This window comes from Pseudarthrobacter cremeus (assembly GCF_051857465.1).
Lineage (GTDB): Bacteria > Actinomycetota > Actinomycetes > Actinomycetales > Micrococcaceae > Arthrobacter.
The window spans coordinates 1-26,117 of the sequence record NZ_JBPZHC010000011.1 but is presented as its reverse complement, the minus strand read 5'-3'; the positions used below and the strand labels follow the sequence as shown (position 1 = coordinate 26,117).

Here is a 26,117-nt window from a genome sequence, read left to right as displayed (position 1 = left end):
TGCGCATGGGGGGATCCAGGCGGCAAAAAAACAAGGACTTAGCGGCACCCGCTTTCGGTGCGCTTCTGGATGCCAGCCCGGATGCGCTCCTGGCCGTCAGCCCCGAAGGCACCATCAAGCTCGCGAACGCGGCAGCATGCAGGCTCTTCGGTTACACGCGCGATGAGCTGATCGGAAGCAACCACTGGCTGCTCCTGTCGGAGGGATTCCGGAACGAAACCGTCCATCTTCGGCAGCACCTGGGCACACAGCCTGATGCACCGCTGCCGCCGCGTGAAGTCTATGGACTTCACCGGGACGGCACTGAGTTCCCCGCCGAAATGGCCGGTTCACTGCTCGACGACGGCGGCTCGCAGCTGCTGCTCGTTTCAGTCCGGAGCACCGGGCACCGCCGTGAAGCGGACGCAGACCTGCGCGAAGCCATGTCCCTCCTGACGGCAACCCTCGAGTCCACCGCCGACGGGATCGTGGTGATCAGCTCCGCGGGCAAAGTGGCCGGGCTCAATGACCAGTTCCTGAAGATGTGGGGCATACCGCCCGAATACATGAACGCCGGGTCGGAGGATCCCGCCATGGGCGTGGTGATGTCGCAGGTCCATGATCCGGAGGCCTTCCTTGCCCGCATCGCCGAGGTGACGGACAACCCGGCGGCGGAGAGCCACGATGTGGTGGATCTGGCGGACGGCCGGACCTTTGAAAGGTACTCGCGCCCGCAGAAAGTGGGGCACCGGATCGTGGGCCGGGTGTGGAGTTTCCGTGACGTGACGCCGCGCCGCGAAGCCCAGGAGCAGGCCCAGCAGGCCATGCGTGACCTCGCGGCGCAGGCAGAACAGCTCAGGACACTGGCGTTCCAGGACCCGCTGACGGGGCTGGCCAACCGTGCCGTATTCAACGAAGCACTCGCAACTGCCCTGCTCGAGCCACGCCTCAAGTCCGTCGACGTCCTGCTGATCGACCTCGACGACTTCAAGGAAGTCAACGATGTCCTGGGGCATCAGGCCGGCGACGACATGCTCGTGGAGGTGGCGCGCCGGCTCCGCGGCTGTACCCCAACCGCCGACGTCGTGGCCCGGCTGGGCGGGGACGAGTTCGTGGTCCTGCTGACGGCCTGCCCGGACGTGGAAGCCACTGCGGCGTGCATTGTCCGCTGCCTGAATGTGCCCGTGTGGATTGAAGGAACCATGCTGCGGCCCAGCCTGAGCCTGGGACTGGCCTCCATCGGCAAGGAAGCCCTTGTCCCGTCGGAACTGCTGCGTGAGGCCGACATCGCCATGTATGCGGCCAAGGCTGCCGGCAAGAACCGCTTCCTGAGGTTCCATCCGGACATGATGACGGCGCTGGTCCAGCGTACGGAACTGGAGGCTGCCCTGCAGCTGGCCGTGGCGCGGGGTGAGATTTCGGTGGACCTCCAGCCCATCGTGTCACCGCGCATGGGCCGCGTGGTCAAGTTTGAAGCGCTGGCGCGCTGGGACCGCGGCGGTGACCGGATCCCGCCCAGCGTCTTCATTCCGATGGCGGAACGCAGCGGCCTGATCAACGAAATCGGCACCGAGGTAATGGCCCAGAGCCTCAAGCGGATCGCCCCGTGGCTGAGCGAAGATCCGTCCCGGTCGCTGTCCGTCAATGTCTCCGGCGTGCAGTTGCAGGCCCCGGATTTTGATGAACGCGTTCTGCAACTGGCCGAGGTCAGCGGGGTGGCCGTCTTTCAGCTGGTCCTGGAGGTCACGGAGAGTGTGTTTTTCGACCCCGACTGCCACGTGATCCGCCAGCTGGGCAGCCTGCGCGAGGCAGGTGCCCGGGTTGCCCTGGATGACTTCGGCACCGGCTATTCGTCGCTGGGCCGGCTCCAGGACCTGCCCGTGGATATTGTCAAGATCGACAAGACGTTCGTGTCCATGGTGCGCACCGGAAGCGAACGGCTACCCATCCTCAGCTCCATGATCAACATGGCGCACAGCCTGGGCCTGACTGTCACGGCCGAAGGAATCGAAACCAGGGAGCAGGCACATTACCTGATCGGACTCGACTGCGATTCGCTGCAGGGATACCTGTTCTCGCACCCGGAGCCGGGCCACCGGTTCGAGCAGGCCTTGGCGAACGCCCGGCAGGCGCTCGACTCGCTGGCACGCCTTTAGGCAGCTTTCTTTCGCTGCTTTGACTGTGCCGGTTTCTTGAGGGATTGGCTCTTTGGCTGGATTGTTGCCTGCTGGTTCGCTGCTCGCTGGTCTATTGCCGGCTGAACCTCAGCGGCCTGCACCGGCTCGGGCTGCACCTCAGCGGGCGCCACCGGCTCGGGCTGCACCTCAACGCCCGGCTCCGCCTCGGGCGCAACCCAGGCGTCGTCGTCGTAGGCGGCCGCGGACTCCCGGTTGCGGAGCCAGCGGCGGACCAGGTCCATGCCTGCGAGGACTCCTGCCAGCGGTGTCAGGACGGCGGCGCCATAGACGAACAACATCCAGGTGAGGGTCGCCATGGGCGGCTGGTTGTTGTTGAGGAGTGACAGTCCGCCAAAGGCGGCGATGACCCAGAACAGAATGACTGCAGCGAGCACCGCGGCAGCAGGAAAATACTGGTTCTTGACGATCTTCTTGAGGGGTTCCATGCACTTCCTCCTGCCTGGCCGGGGGTTGCGGCCGGTGGCCGCATCAAGACCAGTATGCGACCGCTTGGGCACGGATTTGCGCAACACGCAGGAGGGGGTGACGAACGTAACTTATGCCGGCGTGGCCTTCCCCCTCGGCAGGCAGGGATCTACCGTTGAGTAACCGGCACCCCTGCCGTCCTGCCCTTCCCGTTGTCACCTTGGAGGTCCCTATGCGCAAACTGACTGCTGGCCTGTTCCACTCCGTCGACGGGGTGGTGTCAGAGCCGAATCTCTGGCAGTTCGACAGTTTCGACGAGGACCTGGGCAAAGGCATGACCGGCATGATGGAGCGCGTGGACACGGTGCTGCTGGGCAGGGTCAGCTACCAGGAGTGGGCTGGTTACTGGCCCACTGCAGCGGTTGATGATGACTTCGCCCGGTTCATCAACCCGATCGAGAAGTTCGTGGCCTCGCGGACACTGAAGGAACCGCTGGAATGGCAGAACTCGCACCTGATCGAGGGCCCCCTGGAGGACTTCGTCAAAGAACTGAAAACGCGCGACGGCGGCGAAATCGCCGTCATGGGCAGCATTTCAGTCACACGGCAGCTGCTGTTCGCAGGGCTGCTGGATGAACTGACCCTGATGACCCATCCCGTGGTGGCCGGCAGCGGCCGGCACCTCTTCGAGCCGGGCGACCCCACCACCCGGCTCAGCCTGAAGGACCAGTACAGGACGAGCAAGGGCAACGTCATCAGCACCTACGGGCTGTTGGCCGAATAGGGGGTTCCCGGGAACCCCGCTAAGGCGTGGGGGTTGCCGTTACGGTGACGGTGGGAGCGGGTGACATCCGGCTTTCGGTCTGTGTGGGGGTTGGTGTTGAAGTGGGGCTGGTGGTCCTGGTGGACGTGCCGGTGGGTGGCGCACTGGCTGTCGCGGAGCCGCCGTCAGCCTTGGCAAGTACCTCGTTCACCAGGTCTTCGAGCTCCTTCTGGTCGTCATCGGCCAGGTCAGATCCGCCCTTGGTGGCCACCACCAGGAGCCTGCCCTCGGCACCGGAAACCTGCATCAGCATTTCTCCGGTGCTCCGCTTGCTCACCGTGGCAAAGGTCTCCTTTGCGTTGGTGTCCGCCTGCAGTTCCTTGCTTGAGACCTCATAGCGCTGGCCGAGGGCCTCCACGCTGAAGTTGGCGCACTGACCCATCTTGCCGCTGACTTCCTTGAGCAGCCCGACGGCGTCCGGGCCTTTGCTGCCGGACCGGGCGGACAGGGTGCGCGGCTGGGAGCTTTCGGAGAGGGCGACTGCCACGTCGCCGTCGTCGACCTTGTCCAGAAGCCCCGCGGTGGCGATCGACTTGCAGTCCGCCGGCTCCACTTTCGCCGTTCTCATCAGGAGGTTGGCGATATTGCTCCCCTGCGCCACCTGTTCCTGCGAGTAGAGCTTCAGTTCGTTGCCTTCCCCATCCTGTGTGCCGGCGATGAGTTCGCGCAGTTCGCCTTCGGTGTAGACCTTGTCAGCGGCTGCGCTGGTGGTGATAGCGGTGGGCGACGGGCTCTGTCCGGTGCCGCCGCCTGTGCAGGCGGCCAAGGCCAGGACGCTCGCTGCAGCCAGCCCCAGCGCTGATGTCTTGTGCATCAAAATCACCCTCATATCCGAATAGGAAGCATACTGATCATTTCCTAGGTTATGGTGATTTCGCTGTTTGTCCAGCATTACCGGGATAATCGTGCCGTCGGCGTGGAAGGGGTATGCTCCACCACTGGAAGTTCTAAAGAATTGCGGTAGCTGTGGACGTACTAAGCTGGGTAAGCCTCGACTGGCTCAAAGCCCTTACGTGGATTTCTGCCATCGCCGTCGGGCTGCTGACGGTTTTCCTGAACCGACGCCGATTCGATCTCGCCGCGCTGCGTTCCGTGCTCGTGTTTGCGGTTGCCAGCGCCGGGGCGGGCGTCTACGTTCTGAATCATGTGGGCGACTCCCGGTGGGGCTCCAAGGCTGAGGACCGCCTTAATGCCCCTGCGCTGACGGAGACCCCCATGGTGGGTCAGTTCCTGGAGCCCCTGGACTCCTTCCTCGGCGGAGTGGTTGGCACAGTGAACCAGGTGGTGGACTTCCAGGCTGCCCTTCCCGTGGCGATGGAGTTCTTCGTGGCAGCCGGTTGGGCGTTGGCCGCTTCCCTGCCATTGGGGCTTGCTTCGCTGGTGGGGGGATATCTGGAAGCAAAACGCCGGCACCGCGAATTCCGTAGATACAAGCTCAGGGTGGACGATCTCACTGAGGAGCTCGAGGACATCAAGCGCCACCTCGGCTACGCGGCGCGGGCAGAACATGCCGGACTAGGCTAGGCCACGGTCACCACGGCGCAGGATTCTGGGCGCTTTCGTGGTTTGGCGGCGCAGAGTACTGCGGCTGGTGGTCGGTGATGGAGCCAGAGCGGGTGCGCCTGCCACGCTGCACTTCCTGGACTGCCTGAGCCAGTGTCAGGGCGTTGCCCGCTGCCCAGGCGAGGCCAAAACGGATAGGGCCTGCTTCGGCACGCGCCTTGTCAATCATTGCGTCTATCCGCCGGCGTTCTGCCGCTGAGAGCGGAAAGCCCCGGTCAGCGCGGTAGGCGGCAGCGGCGCCCAACACTCGGATGGCCCGTTCGACGCGGTGCTGCGCGACGTAGACGCCGGCGAGGGACTCGAGGAAAGCCACCACGTTGCCCTGCCCGCCTAGCTCGAGCACCGCGCCGAGAGCCTCATACAGGAGCTGTTCTGCTTCGTCGTAATCGCCGTCGCGCTCGGTGGCGTCGGCCAGATTAAGCAAGGTGTTCCCGAGGAGCGCCCGCTCGCCGAGGGGCCGGGCCCGTTCGACGCATTCGCGGCTCAGGTCCAGTGCCCGTGCGATGTCACCGGCGTAAAACGCCAACAAGCCCAGGATGATCAAAGCGGCCACGCGGGTGAGCGGCCCTGCCTGCGGCATCGACAAGGCTTCCTCAGCCAGTTTCCGGGCTGTGACCGAGTCGTCCTGCTGGGCTGCCTGCGTCGCCAGGCACATGGTGCTCCACGCTACGCCAGGACCGTTCCCGGCTGACTGGAACGCCTGGAGCGCCCGGCGGTGGAAGTGGGCGGCCTGGTCGTACCGGCCCACTGTCCAGCACAACGTGGCTGTTCCGCTCAGCGCCGGTGCCAACGCCGCAGCGGAAGCGTTCGGCATCTCCTCCATCAGCGCCACGGCGATCCGGTGCTGTTCGGCCACGTCGCCCGTAAGTTCCCAGTAGTGCCAGAGGCTCCCGACCAGGCGAAGCGCCACGTCTGTGGAACCGGCCGGCCCGGTGGCCCACAGGAGTGCGGCCCGCAGGTCCGGCGCGTCCGAATGCAGCGTTCGGAACGCCTCCAGCTGACCGTTCCCCCACAGCTGCGGGCCCACCCTCTCGGCCATGCCCAGGTAGTGCCGGGCGTGCCGGCGCCGGACAGCGGCCGGGTCCTCCAGCAGGCAGAGCCTCTCCCGGGCAAACTCGCGGATCGAATGCAGCATCGATATCCGGCGTTCTCCTGCGCCATCGGTATAGCGGCGCAGCAGGCTGTGGCGTGAGAGCGCGGACAGCAGTTCTTCGGACAGCGGCCCGCCGGACAGCAGTTCGTCGTGAGCCGATCCCGCAGCCGCCTTTCCCTCGTAGACCGCGCCCACGGCGGTCTCGGCCGGGTCGGCTGCGAAGACCCCCAGCTGGTCAAACAGCAGACGCTCATCCGGGCCAAGCAGGTCGTAGCTCCACGCAATCGTCGCCGTCAGCGTCCGCTGGCGGTCCGGGAGGTCCCGGAAAGCTGCGGGCAGGGCAGCCAGGCTTATCCCCAGATCCTTCAGGAGTGCAGCCTCACTGCGATCCCGCAATTGGGCAGCTGCCAGTTCGATGGCGAGCGGGAGGCCGTCCAAGAGGTGGCACAGCCGGGTGAGCACGCGTGCGTTGCCGTGGTCGACGTCGAAATGCGGACGGACTGCCCGGCCGCGGGTGACGAGCAGCTTGACGGCAGGCACTTCCCGCAGTTGCTTCGGCGGCAGCGGCGGGTCGAGGGGCGGCAGGGCCAGGGGTGCGAGCTCGTATTCGTACTCGGCGCGGAGGCCAAGGCGTCTGCGGCTGGTGGTCAGGATCCGGAGTTCGGGGGCGGCGGTGAGCATGTCCAGCACGACGGGCCAGGCATCCTCCAGGTGCTCGAAATTGTCCAGGACCAACAGAAGCCGGCGGGCACGCAGGAAGCGGGACGCAGCCTTCAGCGGATCGTCACCGGCCCGGTCTTCGAGGCCGAGGGTGGCGGCTATGGCGCCCGGAACTTGCTGCGCCTGGGTGAGCGGGGCGAGATTAACCCAGCCCACGCCGTCGGCCATCCGCTCACCGAGCCGTGAGGCCGCCGCCATGGCCAGGCGGGTCTTGCCCGTCCCGCCCGGACCCGTCACGGTGACCAGCCTGCAGCCCTCCGAACGGTAGAGGGAACACACCTCCCCCAGTTCCGCATCCCGGCCAACCAGTGGAGTGAGCCCGGCCGGCAGGTTGTTCAGGCGCTGCCTGATCCGCCGGTGCCCGTCGGCCGCCGGGGCCGCGAGCGATGCATCCTGCCGCAGCACCAGCGTCTCAAGTTCCCGCAAGCGCGCTCCGGGATCAATCCCCAGTTCCGCCGCGAAGATGCTCCTTGCTTCGCGGCACGCGGCCAAGGCGTCGGCCTGCCTGTCAGAGCGGTAGAGGGCGAGCACAAGCGAGGCCCACAGCCGCTCGCGGTACGGGTGCTGCTGGACCAGCCGCTGCAGTTCAACCACCACAGTGCTGTGCCGCCCCAGGGCAAGCTCGACGTCGCTGAGGTCCTGATGGGCGTCAAGCCGGGCTTCGTCCAGTTCGTCCAGGTCCGGGCCCAGGAGTTCGACGTCGGCAAGGTCCGGGAAGGCCTGCCCCGTGAAGAGTTCAACGGCCTGGCGCAAACGGTCCGCGCCTCCGGACAGGTCCCCCGCCTGGACCGCCGACTCTCCGGCGGCGACGTGCTCCCGGAACTGGAGCAAATCAAGTTCGTCTTCGGCAACTGTGAGCAGGTAGCCGCCCGGCCGGCTGGCCAGGCGCCGGGAAGTCACGCCTTTGGGGCGGCCCGGCTCAAGCAGGCGCCTCAGGTTTGCCACGTAGACCTGCAGCTGGGGACCCGGCTGGGCCGGCGGGCGGCCCTCCCAGACTGCCTCGGCCAGGAAGTCAGCGGCGACCACCGAGTTCGCCCGCAGCGCCAGGCATTCCAGGACGATCCTCAGTTTCCTGCTGCCCACGGAGACAGAGGCGCCGTCGGCTACAACCTCCAACGGACCCAGGGCCCTGATCCACAGTGCGCTCATCGCCGAGCACCCCTCACCGACCGGCCGCAGGTCCGGGGCTGCTTGCCCGGACCTGTAGAGCTCATCGACCAGCGGCCCCACAGCGCCCGCCCTGACACCTGATGCAGCCTCGAAATCCGGCCACATCAAACCCATCATGCTCCCGGGGCAGGCGGAGGGTCCAGTGTTCCGCAGGAGATTAAGGACCGGTTAAGTCCGCGGGGCCACTCTAAGAAAACCAACCCGCGTTACCTCCGAAGGGAATTCCGATGAAAACAAGCAGCATTACCCGTGTACTGGCGGCCTCGGCTCTTGCCGCCGCGGCCTTGGCTCCTGCCCAACCGGCCTCGGCCGCCGACGAGAATCGCATTTTTCTGCCGATCGGTTGGGCGTGCCCGGACTTCAACCTTGAATGGTCGTGGACGGGCACCATTACGCACACCAAGGAATTCTTCGACAAGAATGGCAACAAGGTTCGCCTCCTTCAAGCCGGCAAAGGCACGGTCAACACCTACACGAACTATGGAACCAATCCCAAGAAGCCGGTAGCTGGCGAGTCCATCACCATCAGGACCGACGGATCTGTCACGGAAACTGTCTACAACCCCGACGGCACTCAAACTGTGACTGCCACCGGACACAACGGCCTGATCATGTTCCCGAGCGACGTGCCCGCCGGACCTTCCACCATCCAGTACACGGGCAAGATCGTTTACACCGTTGGCACCGACGGCGTTTTCACGCTGGTAAGTACCTCCGGCCCGTTCATTGACGTCTGCGCGGCTCTGGCTCCCTGAACGCCGACCTCCTAAGCCAGGTTCCTCCCGGCGATACATCAAAACAGGCACAGTGAAGGGGCGGCCCACCACCCGCCCCTTCACTGTGAAGGGGACGCCTCAAAAGATCAGACTGGCAATCCGTTGACAAGAAAGTGATCGATAACCATAATTGTGTTACCGATCACTTTCTGGTCGGAAGCCGGCGCATCGTCGGTCAAGAGCACCGCCATTCGCGTCCAATGCAACATCGCCGTTGAAACCGGAAGACCGCCCACGTCGCCGTGTACCGTCCCGCCGAGTGAGGAACCAACATGCATTCAACTTCCACTCCAAGGGAGAGCTGCGCCGTTTCCCAGGCCAGCATCCCTCGGGCCGAGGCTGCTCGGTGAGCGCCCTCTCCGAGCTCAGCAGGCTCAAAGGCAAGGGCATGGTCGCTGAAGCCCGGGACACGAAAGCTGCACTTGTTTTCCTGGCTCCGTGGCTGGTGGGACTTGTTGCCATCACCCTTGGCCCCATGCTGATCTCGCTATATCTGTCCTTTACCGATTACAACCTCCTGCAGGAGCCGAACCTCGTAGGTTTCGAAAACTTCAGCCGGATGCTGGAAGACTCGCGATTGCAGAACTCCCTGAGAGTCACGTTCATCTACGTCCTGGTGGGCGTCCCGCTCCAACTGGCCGTGGCCCTGTTCATCGCCATGGTGCTGGACCGTGGCATCCGTGGCCTGCCGTTCTACAGGTCCGTGTTCTACTTGCCTTCCCTGCTCGGCGGTTCCGTTGCCGTCGCCATTCTGTGGAAGCAGATCTTCGGCACCACCGGCCTGGTGAACCAGTTCCTGGCGCTAGTGGGGATCGAAGGCCCGGGCTGGATTTCCGATCCCAGCACGGCCCTGAGCACCATCATCCTGCTGCACATCTGGACCTTCGGCAGCCCCATGATCATCTTCCTCGCCGGCCTCCGGCAGATCCCGGTCATGTATTACGAGGCCGCGCAGGTGGACGGGGCGTCCAAGGCGGCGCAGTTCTTCCGGATCACCCTGCCGCTGCTGAGCCCCATCATCTTCTTCAACTTGGTCCTGCAGATCGTGGGCGCATTCCAGTCCTTCACCCAGGCGTTCATCGTCTCCGGCGGCACCGGCGGGCCCTCGGACTCGACGATGTTCTTCACGCTGTACCTGTACCAGAAGGGCTTTGGCCAGTTCGACATGGGTTACGCCTCGGCCATGGCCTGGGTCCTGCTGCTGATCATCGGCGCCTTTACCGCCATCAACTTCTACGCCTCAAAGTTCTGGGTGTTCTATGACGACTGAAATCCAGCCCCTGTCCCCCGGGCCCGCCATTCTCCGTCCCGGCGGCGCTGACGCAGACCCGCCCAAGACCTCTGGGCGCGGGCCGAAGTCCCGCTTTGCAGTCCGCCTCCGCGATGTCGGTAAGCACCTGCTGCTGATCGTCTCGGCACTGGCCATGATCTACCCGCTGCTCTGGATGATCGCCTCCTCGCTCCGGCCCAACGATCTGATCTTCCGGGAACCAGGGCTGCTGCTCTCCACGTTCGAGGTGGGCAACTACAGCGAGGGCTGGAACGCCCTGGCCAGCCCGTTCTCCACCTACCTGCTGAACTCTGCGGTGGTGGTGCTGGGCTGCATCATCGGCAACCTGGTGTCCTGCTCCATGGCCGCCTACGCGTTCGCCCGGCTGAACTTCAAAGGCAAGAAGTGGCTGTTCGGGGCGATGCTGCTGACCATCATGCTGCCGTTCCATGTGGTGATCGTGCCGCAGTACATCCTGTTCTCCCAGATCGGCTGGGTGAACACGTTCTGGCCGATCATCGTCCCCAAGCTCCTCGCCACCGATGCGTTCTTCGTGTTCCTGATGGTCCAGTTCATCCGCGGCATCCCCAAGGACCTGGACGAAGCTGCCAGGATCGACGGCGCCGGCCATCCCCGCATTTTCCTCCAGGTGATCCTGCCGCTCATGGTCCCGGCCCTGGCGACCACCACCATCTTCACCTTCATCTGGACCTGGAACGACTTCTTCAGCCAGCTGATCTACCTGACGGATCCGAAGATGTTCACCGTCCCGGTGGCACTGCGGGCTTTCGTCGATGCCACGGCCTCCACCTCCTGGGGTTCATTGTTCGCCATGTCCATCGTTTCCCTGCTCCCCGTCTTCATCGCTTTCCTCCTCGGCCAGAAATTTTTGGTCAAGGGCATCGCCACCACCGGTATCAAGTAGCTCCCCACCACATCAGGCGCCGACGTCGACGCCGCTCCTGAAAGGAACCCCATGAACCACATCCGCACCCGCCGGACCTACCTGAAGCTCTCAGCCGCCGTCGCAGCCTCGGTCCTGGCCTTGTCCGGCTGCGCCGCCGGCGGCACGCCCGCCGCCGAGGAGACCGGTCCGGTCACCATCCGGTTCACTTGGTGGGGCGGCGATGCCCGGCAAAAGGCCACCCAGAAGGTCATCGATGCGTTCCAGGCCGAAAACCCCAACATCAAGGTGGTGGGCGAATACAGCGACTGGAACGGATACTGGGACAAGCTCGCCACGCAGGTGGCGGCCAACGACGCGCCGGACGTCATCCAGATGGACGAGAAATACGTCCGCGAATACGGCGACCGCGGCGCACTCCTGGACATGAAGAAGCTCACCGGCCTGGACACCACCGGAATCGCACCGGACACCCTCAAGAGCGGCGAAGTGAACGGCAAACTCGTGGGCCTCGTGACCGGCGTTGCCACCTTCTGCATCGCGGCCAACCCCAGCGTCCTCGCCAAGGCGGGCGTGGCCATGCCCGATGACACCAAGTGGACCTGGGAGGACTACCGGAAGATCGGCCAGCAGGTCAGCGCCAGCGGAGCAGGCACCGGCGTCGGCGTCCAGTACGGCGACCAGGACCTCTACATCTGGGCGCGCCAGAATGGGGACCGCCTCTACGACGACGGCGGCAAGGTGGTCATCAAGCCTGAAACCCTGGTCTCGTTCTGGAAGCACACCGTGGAGCTCTCAAAGTCCGGCGCCGGCCCCAAGCCCTCGGCCATCATCGAAAACGCCTCGGCGTCCCTGAACCAGACCGCCCTCGCCAAGAACCAGATGGGGTTTGCCGGTGTCTTCAGCACCCAACTGACCGCCTACTCGGGCGCTGCCGGCCAGGAGCTGAAGCTGCTGCGCCTGCCCGGCGAATCAACGTCCAAGGAAGCCGGCGCCTACTACAAGCCCTCCATGTTCTGGTCCGTGTCCTCCCGCACCAAGCACCAAAAGGCCGCCGAGAAGTTCCTGAACTACCTGACCAACAACCAGACCGCCGCGGACATCATGCTCACCGAACGCGGCATCCCGGCCAACACCAAAATCCGTGAAGCCATCGCACCCAAGCTCAGCGCCACAGACAAGGCCGCCATCAGCTTCACCAACGCCATCGCCGACGAAGTCCGGCCCGCCCCGCCCATCACCCCGGCCGGCGGAAGCGCCATCACGGACATCCTCAGCCGCTACACCTCGGACATCCTTTTCGAACGCACCACCCCGGAAAAAGCCGCACAGCCCTTCATCGACGAACTCTCGTCCTCACTCCGGAAGTAACCATGACTGACACCCAAGGCACCAAACCAATCCGCGTCGCCTTCATCGGCACCGGCGGCATCGCCAACGCCCACGCCGAAGCCCTGCAGCAGCCGGGCGTGGAGCTGGCCGTGGCCATCGACATCGACGCCTCACGCTCGGAGGCTTTCGCGGCCAAATGGGGCATCACCCGCACGGCAGCCAGCCTTGCGGAAGCGGCCGACGGCGGCGGCCTGGATCTCGTCGCCATCTGCACCCCGCCGTCGAGCCACTTCCCCCTGGCTCTCGAGGCGCTCTCCTACGGCCTGAATGCCGTTATCGAGAAACCGCCGGCCCTGTCCCTGAACGAGATGCGGCAGCTCGAAGCCGCCGAAGCCGCCTCCGCCGGGTCCCTGAGCTGCATTTTCCAGCACCGGTTCGGCTCCGGCGCCCAGCGGCTCCTGGCCCTGCAGCGCTCAGGTGCCTTGGGCAGGCAGCTGGTGGGAACGTGCAACACCCTCTGGTTCCGGGACCAGCCGTACTTCGATGTGCCGTGGCGCGGCCTATGGGACGTGGAGGGGGGCGGCCCCACCATGGGCCACGGCATCCACCAGTTCGATCTCCTCCTCCACATGTGGGGACCCTGGGCCGAGGTCACAGCCTTCGCCGGCAAGCTCGCCCGCAAGACCGATACCGAGGATGCTTCAGCCGCTGTGGTCCGGTTCGAATCCGGAGCCATCGCCACCATCATCAACTCCGTGATTTCGCCGCGCGAGACATCCTACCTGAGGCTGGACTACGAAAACGCAACCGTTGAACTTGACCATCTCTACGGCTACACCGACGACAACTGGACGGTGACCCCGGCACCCGGCCAGGACGCCGTCGTCGGACTCTGGGCCCAGGGTGAGGACCAGCAAAGCGGGCACACGGCGCAATATGCAGCGGTCATCCGAAGCCTGCAACGCGGCGAGGCCGCGCCGGTCTCCATCGGTGACGCCTACGCGACCATGGAACTGGCCGCCGCGATCTACGCGTCCAGCGTCAGCGGAAACACCATTGCCCGGGGCCAGATCGACGAAGCCAGCCCGTTCTTCACCCGCATGGACGGCCATCTGGAACCCTGGAAACAAGAGGAAGCACTCAACGCATGAACTCCGCAACCGCCCTGTCCTGGCGCGATGACAACCAGTCCCTGACCGTCTCCCTGGGGGACCTGGAGATCGCCACCTACACCTACGACGCCACCGACGAACAGCGCGAATCACCGCGGCCGTTCTTCCACCCGCTGCGGACCACCGCCGGCGAGACCGTCAGCGTCTACCGCCCCTGGGACCACGTCTGGCACAAGGGCATCGCCTGGTCACTGCCCCACTTAGGCGAGGATAACTTCTGGGGCGGCCCCAGCTTCCGCCGCGGCGAGGACTACAAGTGGCTGCCCAACAACGGCGCCATGCGCCACGACCGGGTGATCGACGCAGGGCTCGACGGCGGCTCGTTCAGTTTCACCCACGCGCTGAGCTGGTGGACCCAGGCCGGCAAGCACGTGGTGGATGAAACCCGGAGCATCCGGATCAGCCCCGGGCAGGACGGCAACTCCTGGACGCTGGTTTTCGAAACGGAGATGACCAACGTTTCCGGGGCCGATGTCCAGATCGGCTCCCCCACCACCGAAGGCCGCGAGAACGCCGGCTACGGCGGACTGTTCTGGCGCGGACCGCGCGAATTCGCCGGCGGCAGGATCGCCGGACCGGGCGGAGCCACCGGCGAGGCACTGAGGGGCACCCGCGGTCCGTGGCTCGCGTTCGTGGGCCAGCACGATGACACCTGCCGATTTTCCACCGTACTGATCGTCGACGACACTGCCAACGCCCAGCACCCGCCTGAATGGTTCGCCCGGTCCGAGCCCTTCGCCTGCTTCGGGCCCGCCCCCTTCTTCAGCGCCGAAGTCATCTTCGCCACCGGCGCCACCATGAAGAACCGGTACGCCGTGGTGATTGCCGACGGCGATTCCGACGGGGAGCGGTTGGAGAACCTTGCGGCCGCCGCCGGTGATGCGCTCCGCCAGCAGCCATTGGAGGCCACCGCATGACCGTCACCCGGCAGGCCGCTGCCTTCCCCGGCGCGGTGGCCCTCACCCGGCTCGGCGTCTACGACTGGGAGGCGGCCGACGGCGTCTGCGGCGGCTCCCCGCACCTGCACACCGCCTCCACCGAGGCCTACCTGGTGCTGGGCGGAACCGGGCGGGTGGAAACCATCACCGCCTCCGGCTACGAATCCCACGAACTGGCTTCCAACGACCTGCTGTGGTTCAGCCCGGGAACCATCCATCGGATCATCAACACCGGCGGGCTGGACATCCTCGCCATCATGCAGAACGCCGGACTCCCCGAAGCAGGCGACGCCGTCCTGACCTTTGAGGCGGACATCGTGGCTGACCCGGAACGGTACGCCCGGACCGCAGCGCTCGACGGCGGTCCGGTCCCAGCGTCGGACTCGCTGGGCGACTCTGCACTCACCCGGCGGGACGCGGCGCTTGCCGGCTACCACCGGCTCAAGGAGGCTGCGCAGGCGGGCGACTTCGCCGCCGTCGAACGCTTCCACCGCGATGCCGTCCGGCTCATCCAGCACCGGGTCCCGGGCTGGCAGGAACTCTGGCGCGAAAGGATCGCGCCCGAAGCCGCGCGGACCGAACAGTGGCTGGCGGACCTGGCCGAGGGCGGATTCAGCCACTTCAAGGATGCGGGGGTGTCCCGGACAGCGCCGGCCACTCCGGAATGGATCTTCGGCATGTGCGGCCTGTTGCAGAAATGGGACTCCGGCGGACCCGCCTGAGCCACGGACGCCCGCGCGGGCTGCGGTGATGCGGGAGGGATTAGGCTGGAGCCGGATCCCTCCCGCGACGGCCGCTGGAAGAACATCTGAAGGGACGCCATGGTGCAGTCAGCAGTAAGACCTGGCCGGTCTAAGGCACCCACCATCTACGACGTGGCGGAGCTGGCAGGCGTATCGCACCAGACCGTGTCCCGTTACCTCAAGGACAAAGCCAAGCTCAAACCCGCAACGCTGGATCGCGTGGAAAAGGCATTGGCTGAACTCAACTACACACCAAACCTCGCGGCACGGTCCCTGCGTTCCCGCGAGCTGTACCGGCTCGTGGTGGTGGTGCCGGAGGCGTCCCTGTATTTCCCCCTCCGCATGCTCAACGGCGCCGCGGAGGTTGCTCATGCCGCCGGCTTCCGCATAGACGTGGTGGCAATGGAAGGAACAGCCCAGGCCCGCGCCGGCCGACTCCAGGGACTGCTCGCCGCTGATGACATCGCCGGCATCCTCTCCTTCGTTCCGCGGCCGGCCAAGCTCGGTGCATCCCCGGACGAGGCGCCCAATGTGCCGATGGTGGTGGCCGGTGAGTATGACAACCGGATGCGTGCCCGTGGCAGCCTCGCGGACGGCAGCGCAGCGGCCCAGATCGTGGAGCACCTGGCCTCCCTCGGCCACCGGAATTTCTTCCACGTGGCCGGACCCTCCGCCTGGCCATCCGCCCGGAACCGCCTGGCGGTCTATGAGGAAACCATCGCCCAGCTGGGCCTGACGTCGCTGGGCATCGCGGCCGGGGACTGGTCCTCCGCCTCCGGCTACACCGCCGGGCAGGACATCGCCGCCCTGCCGGACGTCACTGCTGTGGTGGCCGCCAACGACACCATGGCCATGGGAGTGATCCGCGCGCTGCACGAGCATGGCATCACGGTGCCGGACCAGGTCAGTGTGTTCGGCTGGGACGACATGGCCGAATCCAAGTACTTCATCCCATCGATTTCATCGGTGCACATGGACCTGGAGGCGCTGGGCGCCCGGAGCATGGGCGAACTGATCACCAGGATCCGCGGCGGGCAGCCCACCGATGACGGCCTGACCCTGGCCCCGATGAAGCTCATCTTCCGCGAATCCACCGGCCAGGTCAGGGCAACGGCTTCATAGCCCCGGCTCAGGCGTCCGGGTCAGGCTTTCCGGCGGCAACGCCCGACGGAGGCGGCGCTGGCTTCCTGCCCGCCCGCCAGAAGTCCCGCCACCACCCCGGCCGCATCGGCGTCGGAGCGGTTCTGGCTGTTTTTTTCCTTAGCCTCGATCCGGCTGATGACCAGTTCAATCCCCACGACGGCTCGCAGTTGCCCGGCGATGAAGCGTTCCGGCGCATGGTCCACGGACCATGGCTGTTCCCGGCCCGCCTCGTGCAGGTCGGTCAACTGCCGGACGTGCCCGGCCAGCCAGCCGGTGTCATCATGGATGACCAGCCTGCCGTAGACGTGCGCCGTCGAGTAGTTCCAGGTGGGCACCACCCGGCCGTGTTCGGCTTTGGACTGATACCAGGAAGGCGAGATGTAGCCGTCCGGTCCCTGCACGATGACCATCGCATCGCCGATCGGCGCACTGGACCATTGAGGGTTGTTCCGGGCGACGTGCGCGTACAGCGCACCGTGCACGCCCGCAGAAGGATCGTAAACGAAGGGCAGCAGCGTCGCCAGGAGCCCGTCAGCGGTCATGGTGACCAGGTTGGCCGCCGCCGGGTGGCTAAGGAGCTGGTCAACGTCCGAAGAATCGGCAGCGAAGTGAGCTGGAATGTACATGGCAGGTCCTGTCAAGGGGTGGGGATTCGTTCAGGGTGGATCTCAGCGGGGGGCGTGCTCGGCCGGAAAAGCCGGACACGGACGGCTGCGCCGGCACAGGCTATGACCGCCAGGCCGCCAATGACCGTACTCCAGGTCAGGGCCTCCCCCAGTAGCACTGCCGCCCAGCAGATGCTCAGGACCGGCTGGATGAGCTGGATCTGGCTCACCTGGGCCATGGGGCCGATGGCGAGACCGCGGTACCAGGCGAAGAAGCCCAGGAACATGCTCACCACGCCGAGATAGGCGAAAGCGCCCCATTGAAGGGGTGAGGCCGACGGCGGCTGGTCGGCAATGGCCAGCGCTGCCAGGACCACCATCAGCGGCGAGGCCAGGACCAGCGCCCAGGAGACGGTCCGCCACGCCCCCAGCTCCCGCGCCAGCAGTCCGCCTTCGGCGTATCCGATCGCCCCGGCAACGACTGCGGCCAGGAGCAGCAGGTCCGCCCACTGCAGCCGCCCGATTCCGCCTGCCTGTACAAAGGCGAACGTGATGGTGGCCAGCGAGCCTAGGATCAGGACCGCCCAGAATGCTGCGGGCGGACGTTCACCCGTGCGGAGCACCGCTGCCGTGGCGGTGGCCGCGGGCAGCAGGGCGATGATCACGGCGCCGTGTCCTGCTTCCACGGAGGTCAGGGCAAAGGAGGTCAGCAGCGGGAAGCCGACGACGACGCCCCCGGCAACCAGCGCAAGCCGCGCCCAGATCCGGGGTGAAGGAAACTGTTGCCGGGTCAGGGCAAGGGCCGCGGCGGCGAGCACCGCGGCCACCACTGCCCGACCGGACCCGATGAACAGCGGCGACAGGCCGGAGACCGCCAGGCGGGTGAACGGCACGGTGAACGAAAATGCCAAAACTCCCAAGAGTCCCCACCAGATCCCGGTGACGGACCGGGGCAGTACCACTGGGCTAACCGGGAGAGTAGCGCTACTATTAGCCTTCATGAACAACGATAGCAGTTCGCGGATTGTTCTTGCACTGCAGCAGTGGATGAATTCGGCGGCCCCCGGATCGCGGCTGCCGTCCACCCGGTCACTGGTGGCTGCGTACCAAGCCAGCCCGGTGACCGTGCAGAAGGCGCTTCAGACCCTGACAGCCCAGGGCCTGATCGAGAGCAGGCCCGGCGTCGGGACGTTCATGCGCGCCGTCCGAACGGCGCGCCCTTCGGATTACGGCTGGCAGACTGCTGCGCTGCGTTCCCCGCAGTCGGTGCTGCCTTCCGCGTCGAACACGATGCGTGATGTGCCGAACAACGCCATCTCGTTCCATTCGGGGTATCCGGACCGTGAGCTTTTGCCGGAGCGGCTGGTCCGGGCTGCCCTGACGCGGGCCGCACGTGGCGATGCCGCCCTCTCGCGTCCTCCGGCGGCAGGGCTCCCGGAGCTGCAGTCGTGGTTTGCCCACGAGCTGGGTACCTCCACATTGGCCGGGATCACTCCGCCCCAGCCGAGCGACGTCATTGTGCTGCCGGGCAGCCAGAGCGGGCTCAGCTCCATCTTCAGGGCGCTGGTGGGCGCGGGCCAGCCGCTGCTGATGGAGTCACCCACGTACTGGGGTGCCATCCTGGCGGCAGCCCAGACGGGCGTGCGCGTGGTGCCGGTGCCCAGCGGTCCGGAGGGGCCAGATCCGGCCGAGCTGGCCCGCGCCTTTGAGGAGACGGGGGCACGGGTTTTCTACGCCCAGCCCAATTACGCAAACCCCACCGGCGCGCAGTGGGCTACGGGGCGGGGCGAGGAGGTCCTCGAGCTGCTGCGACGGCACGGAGCTTTTATGGTGGAGGACGATTGGGCGCACGACTTCGGCATCTCCACCAGTCCTGTGCCCGTAGCTTCGCGGGACGACTCCGGCCATGTGGTCTACATCAGGTCGCTGACCAAGAGCGTGTCCCCGGCCATCCGCATCGCCGCCGTCATCGCCCGCGGCCCCGCCCGTGAGCGGATCCTCGCCCAGCGCGCCGCCGAGTCCATGTACGTCAGCGGCCTCCTGCAGGCTGCAGCACTGGATGTGGTGACCCAGCCCGGCTGGCAGACGCACCTACGCAGCCTCCGCCAGCAGCTCCTGTCACGCCGCGACCTTCTCGCCGCCAGCCTGCGCCAGCATGTCCCGCAGGCCCACCTTGAAGGCTTGCCCCACGGCGGGCTGAACCTGTGGCTGCGCCTGCCCGACGGGACCGATGCCGCCAAGCTTGCCCGTCGCTGCGAGGACGCAGGGGTCATCATCGCCGCCGGAACGGAGTGGTTCCCAGCCGAACCTGCCGGACCGTACATCAGGCTGAACTATTCCGGCCCGAATCCGGGCGCCTTTCCCGAAGGCGCCCGGATCATCGGCGAGGCCCTGGCGGCCGGAGCCTGAGGCGCGGACCGGTCAGACGGCTACTTTGACCAGCTCTTCGCTCGCGTCCCAGAGCCCGCGCGCCAGCTCGGCGTCATAGGCCTGCGCGTTGGCCTTGGCCAGGGCGCGCTTGTAGTAGTAGGCGCCGGAGATCCAGTCGGTGCCGGCGGTGCCCTTGATCAGCCACAGCAGCGTGTCGGCGCCCTGGTCCGGTGTCAGCATGAAGCGGTTGAGCAGGGTCTTGTAGGCGTGCCGCCAGGGGCTGGTGGACTCTGCCGCGAAGTTGGTGCGCACCACGCCGGGGTGGAACGCCGCCGTCGTGATTCCCTGCTCGCCGAAGCGGCGGTGCAGCTCGGAGGTGAAGAGGATGTTGGCGAGTTTGGCCGTGCCGTAGGCGCGGTTGGTGGAGTAGGTGTGCTCGGCATTGAGGTCGAAGAGGTCCAGTTTGCCGAAGCTGTTGGCGCCGCTGGCGGTGTTGATGACCTTGGCTTTGCTGGCCGTCAGGGTGTCCATCAGCAGCGTGGTGAGCAGGAACGGAGCCAAGTGGTTGATCTGGAAGGTGGATTCGTTGCCGTCCACGGTGCGCAGGTGCTTGCCCATGATGCCGCCTGCGTTGTTGGCCAGCACGTCGATCCGCGGGTAGTTCTCCTTCAGCTGCGCGGCAAGGGTGCGGACCTGGGCGAGGTCGGCGAAGTCGCAGACGAAGTAGTCGGCGTCGAGTTCCTTGGCGAGGGCCTGCGTCTTCTCCGCGGAACGGCCGACGACGACCACCCGCTCCCCTGCCTTCGCCAAGGTCCGTGCGGCTGCTGCGCCGATGCCGTCGCTGGCGCCGGTGATCACAATGGTGCGAGGGGTCAAGGGGTGTCCTTTGATTGGTTCGTTCCCGAAAAAGGGTGCCGCTGGCACAACGACGGCGGGGCGGCCGGTGTTCCCACCGGCCGCCCCGCGCAGCAAATCAGTCAGCCGTTGGCTGGGGTTGGGGCGTCAGCCCGCCACCCCGGCGAGCATGAACAGGACCGCCGCGATGGCGAAGCCCATGACGCCGATCAGGGTTTCCATCACGGTCCAGGTCTTCAGGGTGGTCTTGACGTCCATGCCGAAGAAGCGGCCCACCAGCCAGAAGCCGGAGTCGTTGACGTGGGAGACCACCACAGACCCGGCGGCCACGGCGATGACCAGTGCGGCCACCTGCATGCCGGTCAGGCCGGCCATGGCCACGGCAGGGGCGATCAGGCCGGCGGTGGTGGTCAGCGCCACGGTGGCCGAGCCCTGGGCGATGCGCAGGATGGCGGAGATCAGGAAGCCGGCCAGGATCAGCGGGATGCCCAGGTTGCCCAGGACGTCGGCCAGTGCGGCGCCGATGCCGGAGGCGCGGAGCACGCCACCGAACATGCCGCCGGCGCCGGTGATCAGGATAACGGAGCAGACCGGGCCCAGTGAGGATTCGAGCAGCTTCTCGATGGCGCCCGAGTCCTTGCCGCGGCGGTTGCCCAGGACGTACACGGCCACCAGGACGGCGATCAGCAGGGCCACCGGGGTTTCACCGATGGTGCGCAGGATCTGGAACCACTGTTCCTTCTTGACCCCCTCGGACAGGACGCCTGAGGAGGCCAGGGTGTTCAGGCCGGTGTTGATGAAGATCAGGACGAGCGGCAGGAGCAGCAGGCCGATGATGGTGCGGAAACGCGGCGGGTGGGACTCGGCTTCGGCGCTGGCGTGGCCCAGGATCTCCGGGACCGGAAGGACCAGCTTCTTGCCGGTCCACAGGCCGAACAGGTAGGCGGTGACGTACCAGGTGGGGATGGCGGTGATGAGGCCTGCGATCAGGACCAGGCCGATGTTCGCATCGAAGAACGCGGCCGCGGAGACGGGCCCCGGGTGCGGCGGCAGGAAGATGTGCATGACGGAGAATGCGCCGGCAGCCGGGAGGCCGTACCGCAGCACTCCCCCGCCCAGGCGGTGTGCCACGGCGAAGACCACGGGAAGCATGACCACCAGGCCGGCGTCGAAGAAGATGGGGAAGCCGAAGATCAGGGACGCCAGGCCCAGGGCGAAGGGGGCGCGCTTCTCGCCGAAGACGCCGATCAGGTAGTCGGCGAGGACTTTCGCGCCGCCGCTGGTTTCAACGATCCGGCCCAGCATGGCGCCCAGGCCGACCAGGAGCGCCACAGTGCCCAGGGTGGTCCCGAAGCCGTTGATAAGAACCGGCACCACCTGGTTGGCGGGGATGCCGGTGGCGAAGGCGGTGGCGAGGCTGATCACGATCAGGGCGACGAGTGCGTGCATCCGCAGCTTGATGATCAGGAACAGCAGCACCAGAATTGCTGCCGCGGCGATGAGGAGCAGGGGGACTGCTCCCAGCGTTTGGGTCCATCCTTCGATGACCATGATTCTCCTTTGAAACTGAACTAATTGGGGATGTGAAAAGTTAGGACGCGTGCGGGGCGGGGAGCTTGAGCGCGGCGATGACCGCCCGGACGAGCTCCTCCGGGGACTGCGAGATGTCCAGGCGCAGGCTGCCGGCGGCGAGTTCGCCGCCGGTCAGTGGCTCCAGCGTGGCGAGCTGGCTGGGCAGGAGAGCGGGCGGCATGAAGTGTCCTTCACGGCCCTGCATCCGCTCGCCGATCAGCTCGGGGCCGCCGTCGAGGTGGATGAACAGCACGCGTCCGTCGGCTTCGGACAGGAGCCTGCGGTAGCTCTGTTTGAGGGCGGAGCAGGTCAGGACGGTGGACTCGCCGGCCTGGGCCTTGGCGGTCATCCAGTCCTGGATCAGCTGAAGCCAGGGCCACCGGTCCCCGTCCTGCAGGGGAATGCCCCGGGACATCTTGTCGATGTTGGCCTGCGGGTGGAACTCGTCCGCTTCGGCGCAGGCCCAGCCAAGCTGCCGGGACAGGGCTGCCGCGATGGTGGACTTGCCCGATCCGGCAACGCCCATCACCACCAGGTGGGTGGCTTGATTCTGCATGTTTTACCTCCGAAGAAGACGCCGTTGGCTTAGGGAAGAAGCTCGTAGCGCACGGTGGAAAGTGCGCCGGGAGATAAGGTATCACCATTTTCTGCCACAGATACTATCTTTAGGTGTCACAAGTCATACCTTTGGGTTATTTTTGGGTACGCTGGGAGGGCGCGCAGCGCAGAGGAAGGCAGGAAAGATGTCGACGGCGACACTTCAGGACGCGGATAACACGCACGACGGCGGGGCCTCCCCCGCAATGCACGAACGGGTTCTTGAGGCGGTTGGCTCAGCCATCGCCGGCGGCACCCTCGCTCCGGGCAGCCGCCTCACCCTTGATTTCCTGCAGCACGAGTACGGCATCTCCCGGACAGTAGCGCGGGACACCATGAAGGTCCTGGAGTCCATGAACCTGGTCTACTCGCGGAGGCGGGTGGGAATTGTCGTGCAGGAGCGCCGGCTCTGGAATGTGTTCGACCCCAAGCTGGTGCGGTGGCGGCTGGCCTCGGACCGGCGCGAGATCCAGTACAGCAGCCTCACCGAGCTCCGCATCGCCGTCGAACCCATCGCCGCGGCGGGCGCCGCCCGCCGGGCCAGCGCCGCTGAACGCGCCAGGCTCGTTTCCCTTGCTGCCGATCTGCGCCGCCTGGGCGAGGCCGGCGAACTGGAGGCCTTCCTCGCGGCCGATATCGAGTTCCACCGCCTGCTGCTGGCGAGCTGCGGCAATGAGATGTTCATGGCGCTGGACGCCATGGTGGCCGAGGTGCTGACCAGCCGGACGCGGCAGGGGCTGATGCCGTTCAAGCCGCGGAGTGAGGCAATTCAGGCCCACGAGGATGTTGCAGCGGCCGTGGCAAGCGGGGACGCGATTGCTGCCGAAACCGCCATGCAGCACATCCTGAACGAGGTCCGGAACGCCATGGGACTGCACTGACCGCGGCTGAGCTTGCCGAAACCCTTTCCGGGCGCCCCACATCCGAGTAGCCTGCAAAGTAAGGGCTCAGGAAAGGGGCCCCGACTGCTCTGCAGAGGGATCTGTGAGGTAAGAAATGGCCATTACCGGACATACATCTGAAGGCGTCGCAGCTACCGCCGCGCCGGCTGTAGTACCCCGGCGCAAAGGCAGCGTCGTGGTCAAGTGGATCACCACCACGGACCATAAGACCATCGGCTACATGTACCTGATCACGTCGTTCGTGTTCTTCTTGCTTGCCGGCGTGATGGCACTGCTGATCCGCGCCGAGCTGTTCCAGCCCGGCATGCAGATCCTGCAGACCAAGGAGCAGTACAACCAGCTCTTCACCATGCATGGCATCGCGATGCTGCTAATGTTCGCCACACCGCTTTTTGCAGGGTTCGCGAACTTTGTCATGCCGCTGCAGATCGGCGCCCCCGACGTGGCTTTCCCCCGGCTCAATGCGCTGGCTTTCTGGTTCTTCCTTTTTGGTTCCACCATCGCGATGTCCGGCTTCATCACGCCGCAGGGGGCGGCATCGTTCGGCTGGTTTGCCTACAATCCGCTTTCCAACACGCTGTTCAGCCCCGGTGTCGGCGGTGACCTGTGGGTCTTCGGCCTGGTCCTGTCCGGTTTCGGCACCATCCTCGGTGCGGTCAACTTCATCACCACCATCATCTGCATGCGCGCCCCCGGCATGACCATGTGGCGGATGCCGATCTTCACCTGGAACACGTTGGTCACGTCCATCCTCGTGATCATGGCCTTCCCGCCGCTGGCCGCAGCGCTGTTCGCCCTCGGTGCGGACCGCCGCTTCGGCGCCCACATCTACGATCCCGAAAACGGCGGCCCGATCCTTTACCAGCATTTGTTCTGGTTCTTCGGCCACCCCGAGGTGTACATCATCGCCTTGCCGTTCTTCGGCATCGTCTCGGAGATTTTCCCGGTCTTCAGCCGGAAACCGATCTTCGGCTACAAGGGCCTGATCTACGCCACGATTGCCATCGCCGCCCTGTCCATGACGGTGTGGGCCCACCACATGTACGTGACCGGCTCGGTCCTGCTGCCGTTCTTCGCTTTTATGACCATGCTCATCGCGGTGCCCACGGGCGTGAAGTTCTTCAACTGGATCGGCACCATGTGGGGCGGTTCGCTGACGTTCGAAACGCCCATGCTGTGGAGCCTGGGCTTTATCGTCACGTTCCTCTTCGGCGGGCTGACCGGCATCATCCTGGCCTCACCGCCGCTGGACTTCCACGTCTCCGACACCTATTTCGTGGTGGCCCACTTCCACTACGTGGTGTTCGGGACCGTGGTGTTCGCCATGTTCGCCGGCTTCTACTTCTGGTGGCCCAAGTTCACCGGCAGCATGCTGAACGAGCGCCTGGGCAAGATCCATTTCTGGATGCTGTTCCTGGGCTTCCACGGAACGTTCCTCATCCAGCACTGGCTCGGCGTCATGGGCATGCCCCGCCGCTACGCCGACTACCTCGTGGAGGACAACTTCATCTGGATGAACCAGTTCTCCACCATCTCGTCCTTCCTTCTGGGCGCCTCCATGATCCCGTTCCTGTTCAACGTGTACCTGACGTGGCGCCGCGGCCACCGGGTGGAAGTCGACGATCCCTGGGGCTTCGGCGCCTCGCTCGAGTGGGCAACCTCCTGCCCGCCGCCGCGCCACAACTTCACCTCCATCCCCCGGATCCGCTCGGAACGCCCGGCCCTTGACCTGCACCACCCGGAGATCCGGGTCCGTGAGCATGAGGCCGTCCACACGGCCGCGGCTGCCGCCCTGGGCGCTGCCGATATCGGCGACGAAGACGTGCGGAGTCCAAGCCCGGACGAGTGAGCGACGAATAAAGCAGCGACGAATAAAGCACACCTGGGTTAAAAGAACACAAAAAAGCAGGGCCGGTCAGTGACCGGCCCTGCTTTTGAAAATGAAACCCTAAGGCCCCAGAGTCTCTAATGAATTAGAGTGCCTGGATGTTGACGGCCTGGGGACCCTTGGGGCCCTGCTCGGTTTCGAAGGAAACCTTCTGGTTCTCTTCGAGTGAGCGGAAGCCGGAAGAGGCGATCGCGGAGTAGTGAGCGAAAACGTCCTGTGAGGAGTCATCGGGGGAAATGAAGCCGAAGCCCTTTTCAGCGTTAAACCATTTGACGGTACCAGTAGCCATTATTTTTGTCCTTCGTGAAGGTGGAGGAAAAGTCCCGACTTTCGGGTCCTCCGGTGTGGGGTGTTCAAAACCGCTACTTCAGAAGAACGCGGACTTTCGACCGCGCGTACTGCCTGAACTACCAACTGCATAAACACAACAACAAAATCAACTGTACAGGAGTTTCCGGGAAGTATTTACCACTGCCCATTCGGGGGTCCTGTACCTCCCTCTGCTGCAGGCATATCCTGCCAACAGGTCCACGCCGTACCAACCCTGGAGGAATTATGGAAATGGCCAAAGCGTCTGATGCAGACAAGGAACGCTTCCGTTCCGTCGTCCCGGAACATCCGCAGGTGGTGGTGAAGCCGATGTTCGGCAACCTCGGAGCGTTTGTGAACGGCAACATGTTCGCCGGCCTGTTCGGGCCCACCATCGGCGTGAAGCTGGCGGACGCGGACCGGGAAGTACTCGAAAGCACAGAGCGGACCGTCCCGTTCGGGCCCGCCGAGCGGCCCATGGGCGGCTACACCGGCCTGCCGGAGGTCTGGAATGAAGAGGGCGACGGCGACGACGCGCGCGTCCGCGCCTGGATCAGTAAGGCGCTTGACCACGTTGCCAGCCTGCCGCCGAAGGAACCCAAGACTCCCAGGGCTCCCAAAGCCAAGGCGCCACAGCAACGCGGGGTCAGATAAGTCCCGAAAACCGCGCTCAAAGTCAATGGGTCGTTGCAACTTTGGGGCTAGGCTGCGGCGGCGATGAGTTGGCGCATACGTTGTTTGGGGGTCTCGAGGTTCAGTGTGGGGCGTGGCCGGTTGTTGAGTTTGTTGG

24 protein-coding genes are annotated in these 26,117 nt (G+C 65.5%); 15 read left to right on the top strand and 9 right to left on the bottom strand.

Annotated elements, in window-relative coordinates; translation table 11 throughout:
- Window positions 1-5: 5 nt before the first annotated feature.
- Window positions 6-2,135: a putative bifunctional diguanylate cyclase/phosphodiesterase gene (locus ACS5PJ_RS18260; protein WP_439436282.1), complete on the top strand. Its 2,130-nt coding sequence runs from the start codon at window positions 6-8 to the stop codon at window positions 2,133-2,135.
- Here ACS5PJ_RS18260 and ACS5PJ_RS18255 read toward each other — a convergent pair.
- A complete protein-coding gene (locus ACS5PJ_RS18255) occupies window positions 2,132-2,602 on the bottom strand; it encodes a hypothetical protein (RefSeq protein ID WP_439436281.1) in 471 nt (156 codons plus the stop codon). The genes ACS5PJ_RS18260 and ACS5PJ_RS18255 overlap by 4 nt on opposite strands.
- 212 nt (window positions 2,603-2,814) lie before the next feature.
- Here ACS5PJ_RS18255 and ACS5PJ_RS18250 point away from each other — a divergent pair, with 212 nt between their 5' ends.
- Window positions 2,815-3,366 (top strand): dihydrofolate reductase family protein, encoded by a 552-nt coding sequence (locus ACS5PJ_RS18250; protein ID WP_439436280.1) that lies wholly within the window; start codon window positions 2,815-2,817, stop codon window positions 3,364-3,366.
- Between the two features lie 19 nt (window positions 3,367-3,385).
- Here ACS5PJ_RS18250 and ACS5PJ_RS18245 read toward each other — a convergent pair whose 3' ends face one another.
- A complete protein-coding gene (locus ACS5PJ_RS18245; RefSeq protein WP_439436279.1) occupies window positions 3,386-4,219 on the bottom strand; it encodes a hypothetical protein in 834 nt (277 codons plus the stop codon).
- Window positions 4,220-4,371: 152 nt separating this feature from the next.
- On the opposite strand from ACS5PJ_RS18245, the gene ACS5PJ_RS18240 reads away from it, so the two are divergent.
- Entirely contained in the window at window positions 4,372-4,929 is a 558-nt protein-coding gene (locus tag ACS5PJ_RS18240; RefSeq protein ID WP_439436278.1) for a hypothetical protein, read from the top strand.
- A 7-nt stretch (window positions 4,930-4,936) separates the two neighbouring features.
- On the opposite strand, the gene ACS5PJ_RS18235 is transcribed toward ACS5PJ_RS18240, so the two are convergent.
- On the bottom strand, window positions 4,937-8,056 hold the full coding sequence (locus ACS5PJ_RS18235) for an AfsR/SARP family transcriptional regulator (protein ID WP_439436417.1): 3,120 nt from the start codon (window positions 8,054-8,056) through the stop codon (window positions 4,937-4,939).
- Between the two features lie 122 nt (window positions 8,057-8,178).
- Here ACS5PJ_RS18235 and ACS5PJ_RS18230 point away from each other — a divergent pair, with 122 nt between their 5' ends.
- From ACS5PJ_RS18230 to ACS5PJ_RS18195, 8 genes are all read left to right on the top strand, one after another.
- Complete coding sequence (locus ACS5PJ_RS18230) at window positions 8,179-8,706, top strand: hypothetical protein (protein WP_439436277.1); 528 nt, start codon at window positions 8,179-8,181, stop codon at window positions 8,704-8,706.
- 367 nt (window positions 8,707-9,073) lie between these two features.
- Entirely contained in the window at window positions 9,074-9,997 is a 924-nt protein-coding gene (locus ACS5PJ_RS18225) for a carbohydrate ABC transporter permease (RefSeq protein WP_439436276.1), read from the top strand.
- A complete protein-coding gene (locus tag ACS5PJ_RS18220; RefSeq protein WP_439436275.1) occupies window positions 9,987-10,922 on the top strand; it encodes a carbohydrate ABC transporter permease in 936 nt (311 codons plus the stop codon). The genes ACS5PJ_RS18225 and ACS5PJ_RS18220 overlap by 11 nt, the downstream gene beginning before the upstream one ends.
- A gap of 51 nt (window positions 10,923-10,973) precedes the next feature.
- Window positions 10,974-12,272: an ABC transporter substrate-binding protein gene (locus ACS5PJ_RS18215; RefSeq protein WP_439436274.1), complete on the top strand. Its 1,299-nt coding sequence runs from the start codon at window positions 10,974-10,976 to the stop codon at window positions 12,270-12,272.
- Window positions 12,273-12,274: 2 nt separating this feature from the next.
- Complete coding sequence (locus ACS5PJ_RS18210) at window positions 12,275-13,384, top strand: Gfo/Idh/MocA family protein (protein ID WP_439436273.1); 1,110 nt, start codon at window positions 12,275-12,277, stop codon at window positions 13,382-13,384.
- Complete coding sequence (locus ACS5PJ_RS18205) at window positions 13,381-14,322, top strand: DUF6807 domain-containing protein (protein ID WP_439436272.1); 942 nt, start codon at window positions 13,381-13,383, stop codon at window positions 14,320-14,322. The genes ACS5PJ_RS18210 and ACS5PJ_RS18205 overlap by 4 nt, the downstream gene beginning before the upstream one ends.
- A complete protein-coding gene (locus ACS5PJ_RS18200) occupies window positions 14,319-15,065 on the top strand; it encodes a cupin domain-containing protein (protein WP_439436271.1) in 747 nt (248 codons plus the stop codon). Before ACS5PJ_RS18205 ends, ACS5PJ_RS18200 begins: the two co-directional genes overlap by 4 nt.
- Before the next feature lie 99 nt (window positions 15,066-15,164).
- On the top strand, window positions 15,165-16,208 hold the full coding sequence (locus tag ACS5PJ_RS18195; RefSeq protein ID WP_439436270.1) for a LacI family DNA-binding transcriptional regulator: 1,044 nt from the start codon (window positions 15,165-15,167) through the stop codon (window positions 16,206-16,208).
- Window positions 16,209-16,228: 20 nt separating this feature from the next.
- Here ACS5PJ_RS18195 and ACS5PJ_RS18190 read toward each other — a convergent pair whose 3' ends face one another.
- Window positions 16,229-16,855 carry an FMN-binding negative transcriptional regulator gene (locus tag ACS5PJ_RS18190; RefSeq protein WP_439436269.1) on the bottom strand — a complete coding sequence of 209 codons (627 nt, stop codon included), beginning with the start codon at window positions 16,853-16,855 and terminating at the stop codon, window positions 16,229-16,231.
- Between the two features lie 11 nt (window positions 16,856-16,866).
- A complete protein-coding gene (locus tag ACS5PJ_RS18185) occupies window positions 16,867-17,835 on the bottom strand; it encodes a DMT family transporter (RefSeq protein ID WP_439436268.1) in 969 nt (322 codons plus the stop codon).
- On the opposite strand from ACS5PJ_RS18185, the gene ACS5PJ_RS18180 reads away from it, so the two are divergent.
- Window positions 17,834-19,243: an aminotransferase-like domain-containing protein gene (locus ACS5PJ_RS18180; RefSeq protein WP_439436267.1), complete on the top strand. Its 1,410-nt coding sequence runs from the start codon at window positions 17,834-17,836 to the stop codon at window positions 19,241-19,243. The two genes, ACS5PJ_RS18185 and ACS5PJ_RS18180, sit on opposite strands and share 2 nt — an antisense overlap.
- Before the next feature lie 12 nt (window positions 19,244-19,255).
- On the opposite strand, the gene ACS5PJ_RS18175 is transcribed toward ACS5PJ_RS18180, so the two are convergent.
- The 3 genes from ACS5PJ_RS18175 to ACS5PJ_RS18165 all read right to left on the bottom strand — a co-directional run bounded on the left by ACS5PJ_RS18175 (window position 19,256) and on the right by ACS5PJ_RS18165 (window position 22,187).
- On the bottom strand, window positions 19,256-20,080 hold the full coding sequence (locus tag ACS5PJ_RS18175; RefSeq protein WP_439436266.1) for an SDR family NAD(P)-dependent oxidoreductase: 825 nt from the start codon (window positions 20,078-20,080) through the stop codon (window positions 19,256-19,258).
- Between the two features lie 126 nt (window positions 20,081-20,206).
- Entirely contained in the window at window positions 20,207-21,610 is a 1,404-nt protein-coding gene (locus tag ACS5PJ_RS18170) for a GntP family permease (RefSeq protein WP_439436265.1), read from the bottom strand.
- A 40-nt stretch (window positions 21,611-21,650) separates the two neighbouring features.
- On the bottom strand, window positions 21,651-22,187 hold the full coding sequence (locus ACS5PJ_RS18165; protein WP_439436264.1) for a gluconokinase: 537 nt from the start codon (window positions 22,185-22,187) through the stop codon (window positions 21,651-21,653).
- Window positions 22,188-22,374: 187 nt separating this feature from the next.
- Between ACS5PJ_RS18165 and ACS5PJ_RS18160 the strand changes: the two genes are divergently transcribed.
- Window positions 22,375-23,109 (top strand): FadR/GntR family transcriptional regulator, encoded by a 735-nt coding sequence (locus ACS5PJ_RS18160; protein ID WP_439436263.1) that lies wholly within the window; start codon window positions 22,375-22,377, stop codon window positions 23,107-23,109.
- Window positions 23,110-23,224: 115 nt separating this feature from the next.
- Window positions 23,225-24,979, top strand: coding sequence for an aa3-type cytochrome oxidase subunit I (gene ctaD, locus ACS5PJ_RS18155; protein WP_439436262.1), 1,755 nt, complete (start codon window positions 23,225-23,227; stop codon window positions 24,977-24,979).
- A 124-nt stretch (window positions 24,980-25,103) separates the two neighbouring features.
- Here the strand turns inward: ctaD and ACS5PJ_RS18150 are convergent, their stop codons facing one another.
- Window positions 25,104-25,307 carry a cold-shock protein gene (locus tag ACS5PJ_RS18150; protein ID WP_024365339.1) on the bottom strand — a complete coding sequence of 68 codons (204 nt, stop codon included), beginning with the start codon at window positions 25,305-25,307 and terminating at the stop codon, window positions 25,104-25,106.
- Window positions 25,308-25,573: 266 nt separating this feature from the next.
- On the opposite strand from ACS5PJ_RS18150, the gene ACS5PJ_RS18145 reads away from it, so the two are divergent.
- Window positions 25,574-25,981, top strand: a complete 408-nt coding sequence (locus ACS5PJ_RS18145) for a TfoX/Sxy family protein (protein ID WP_439436261.1) — start codon at window positions 25,574-25,576, stop codon at window positions 25,979-25,981.
- Window positions 25,982-26,117: the final 136 nt, after the last annotated feature.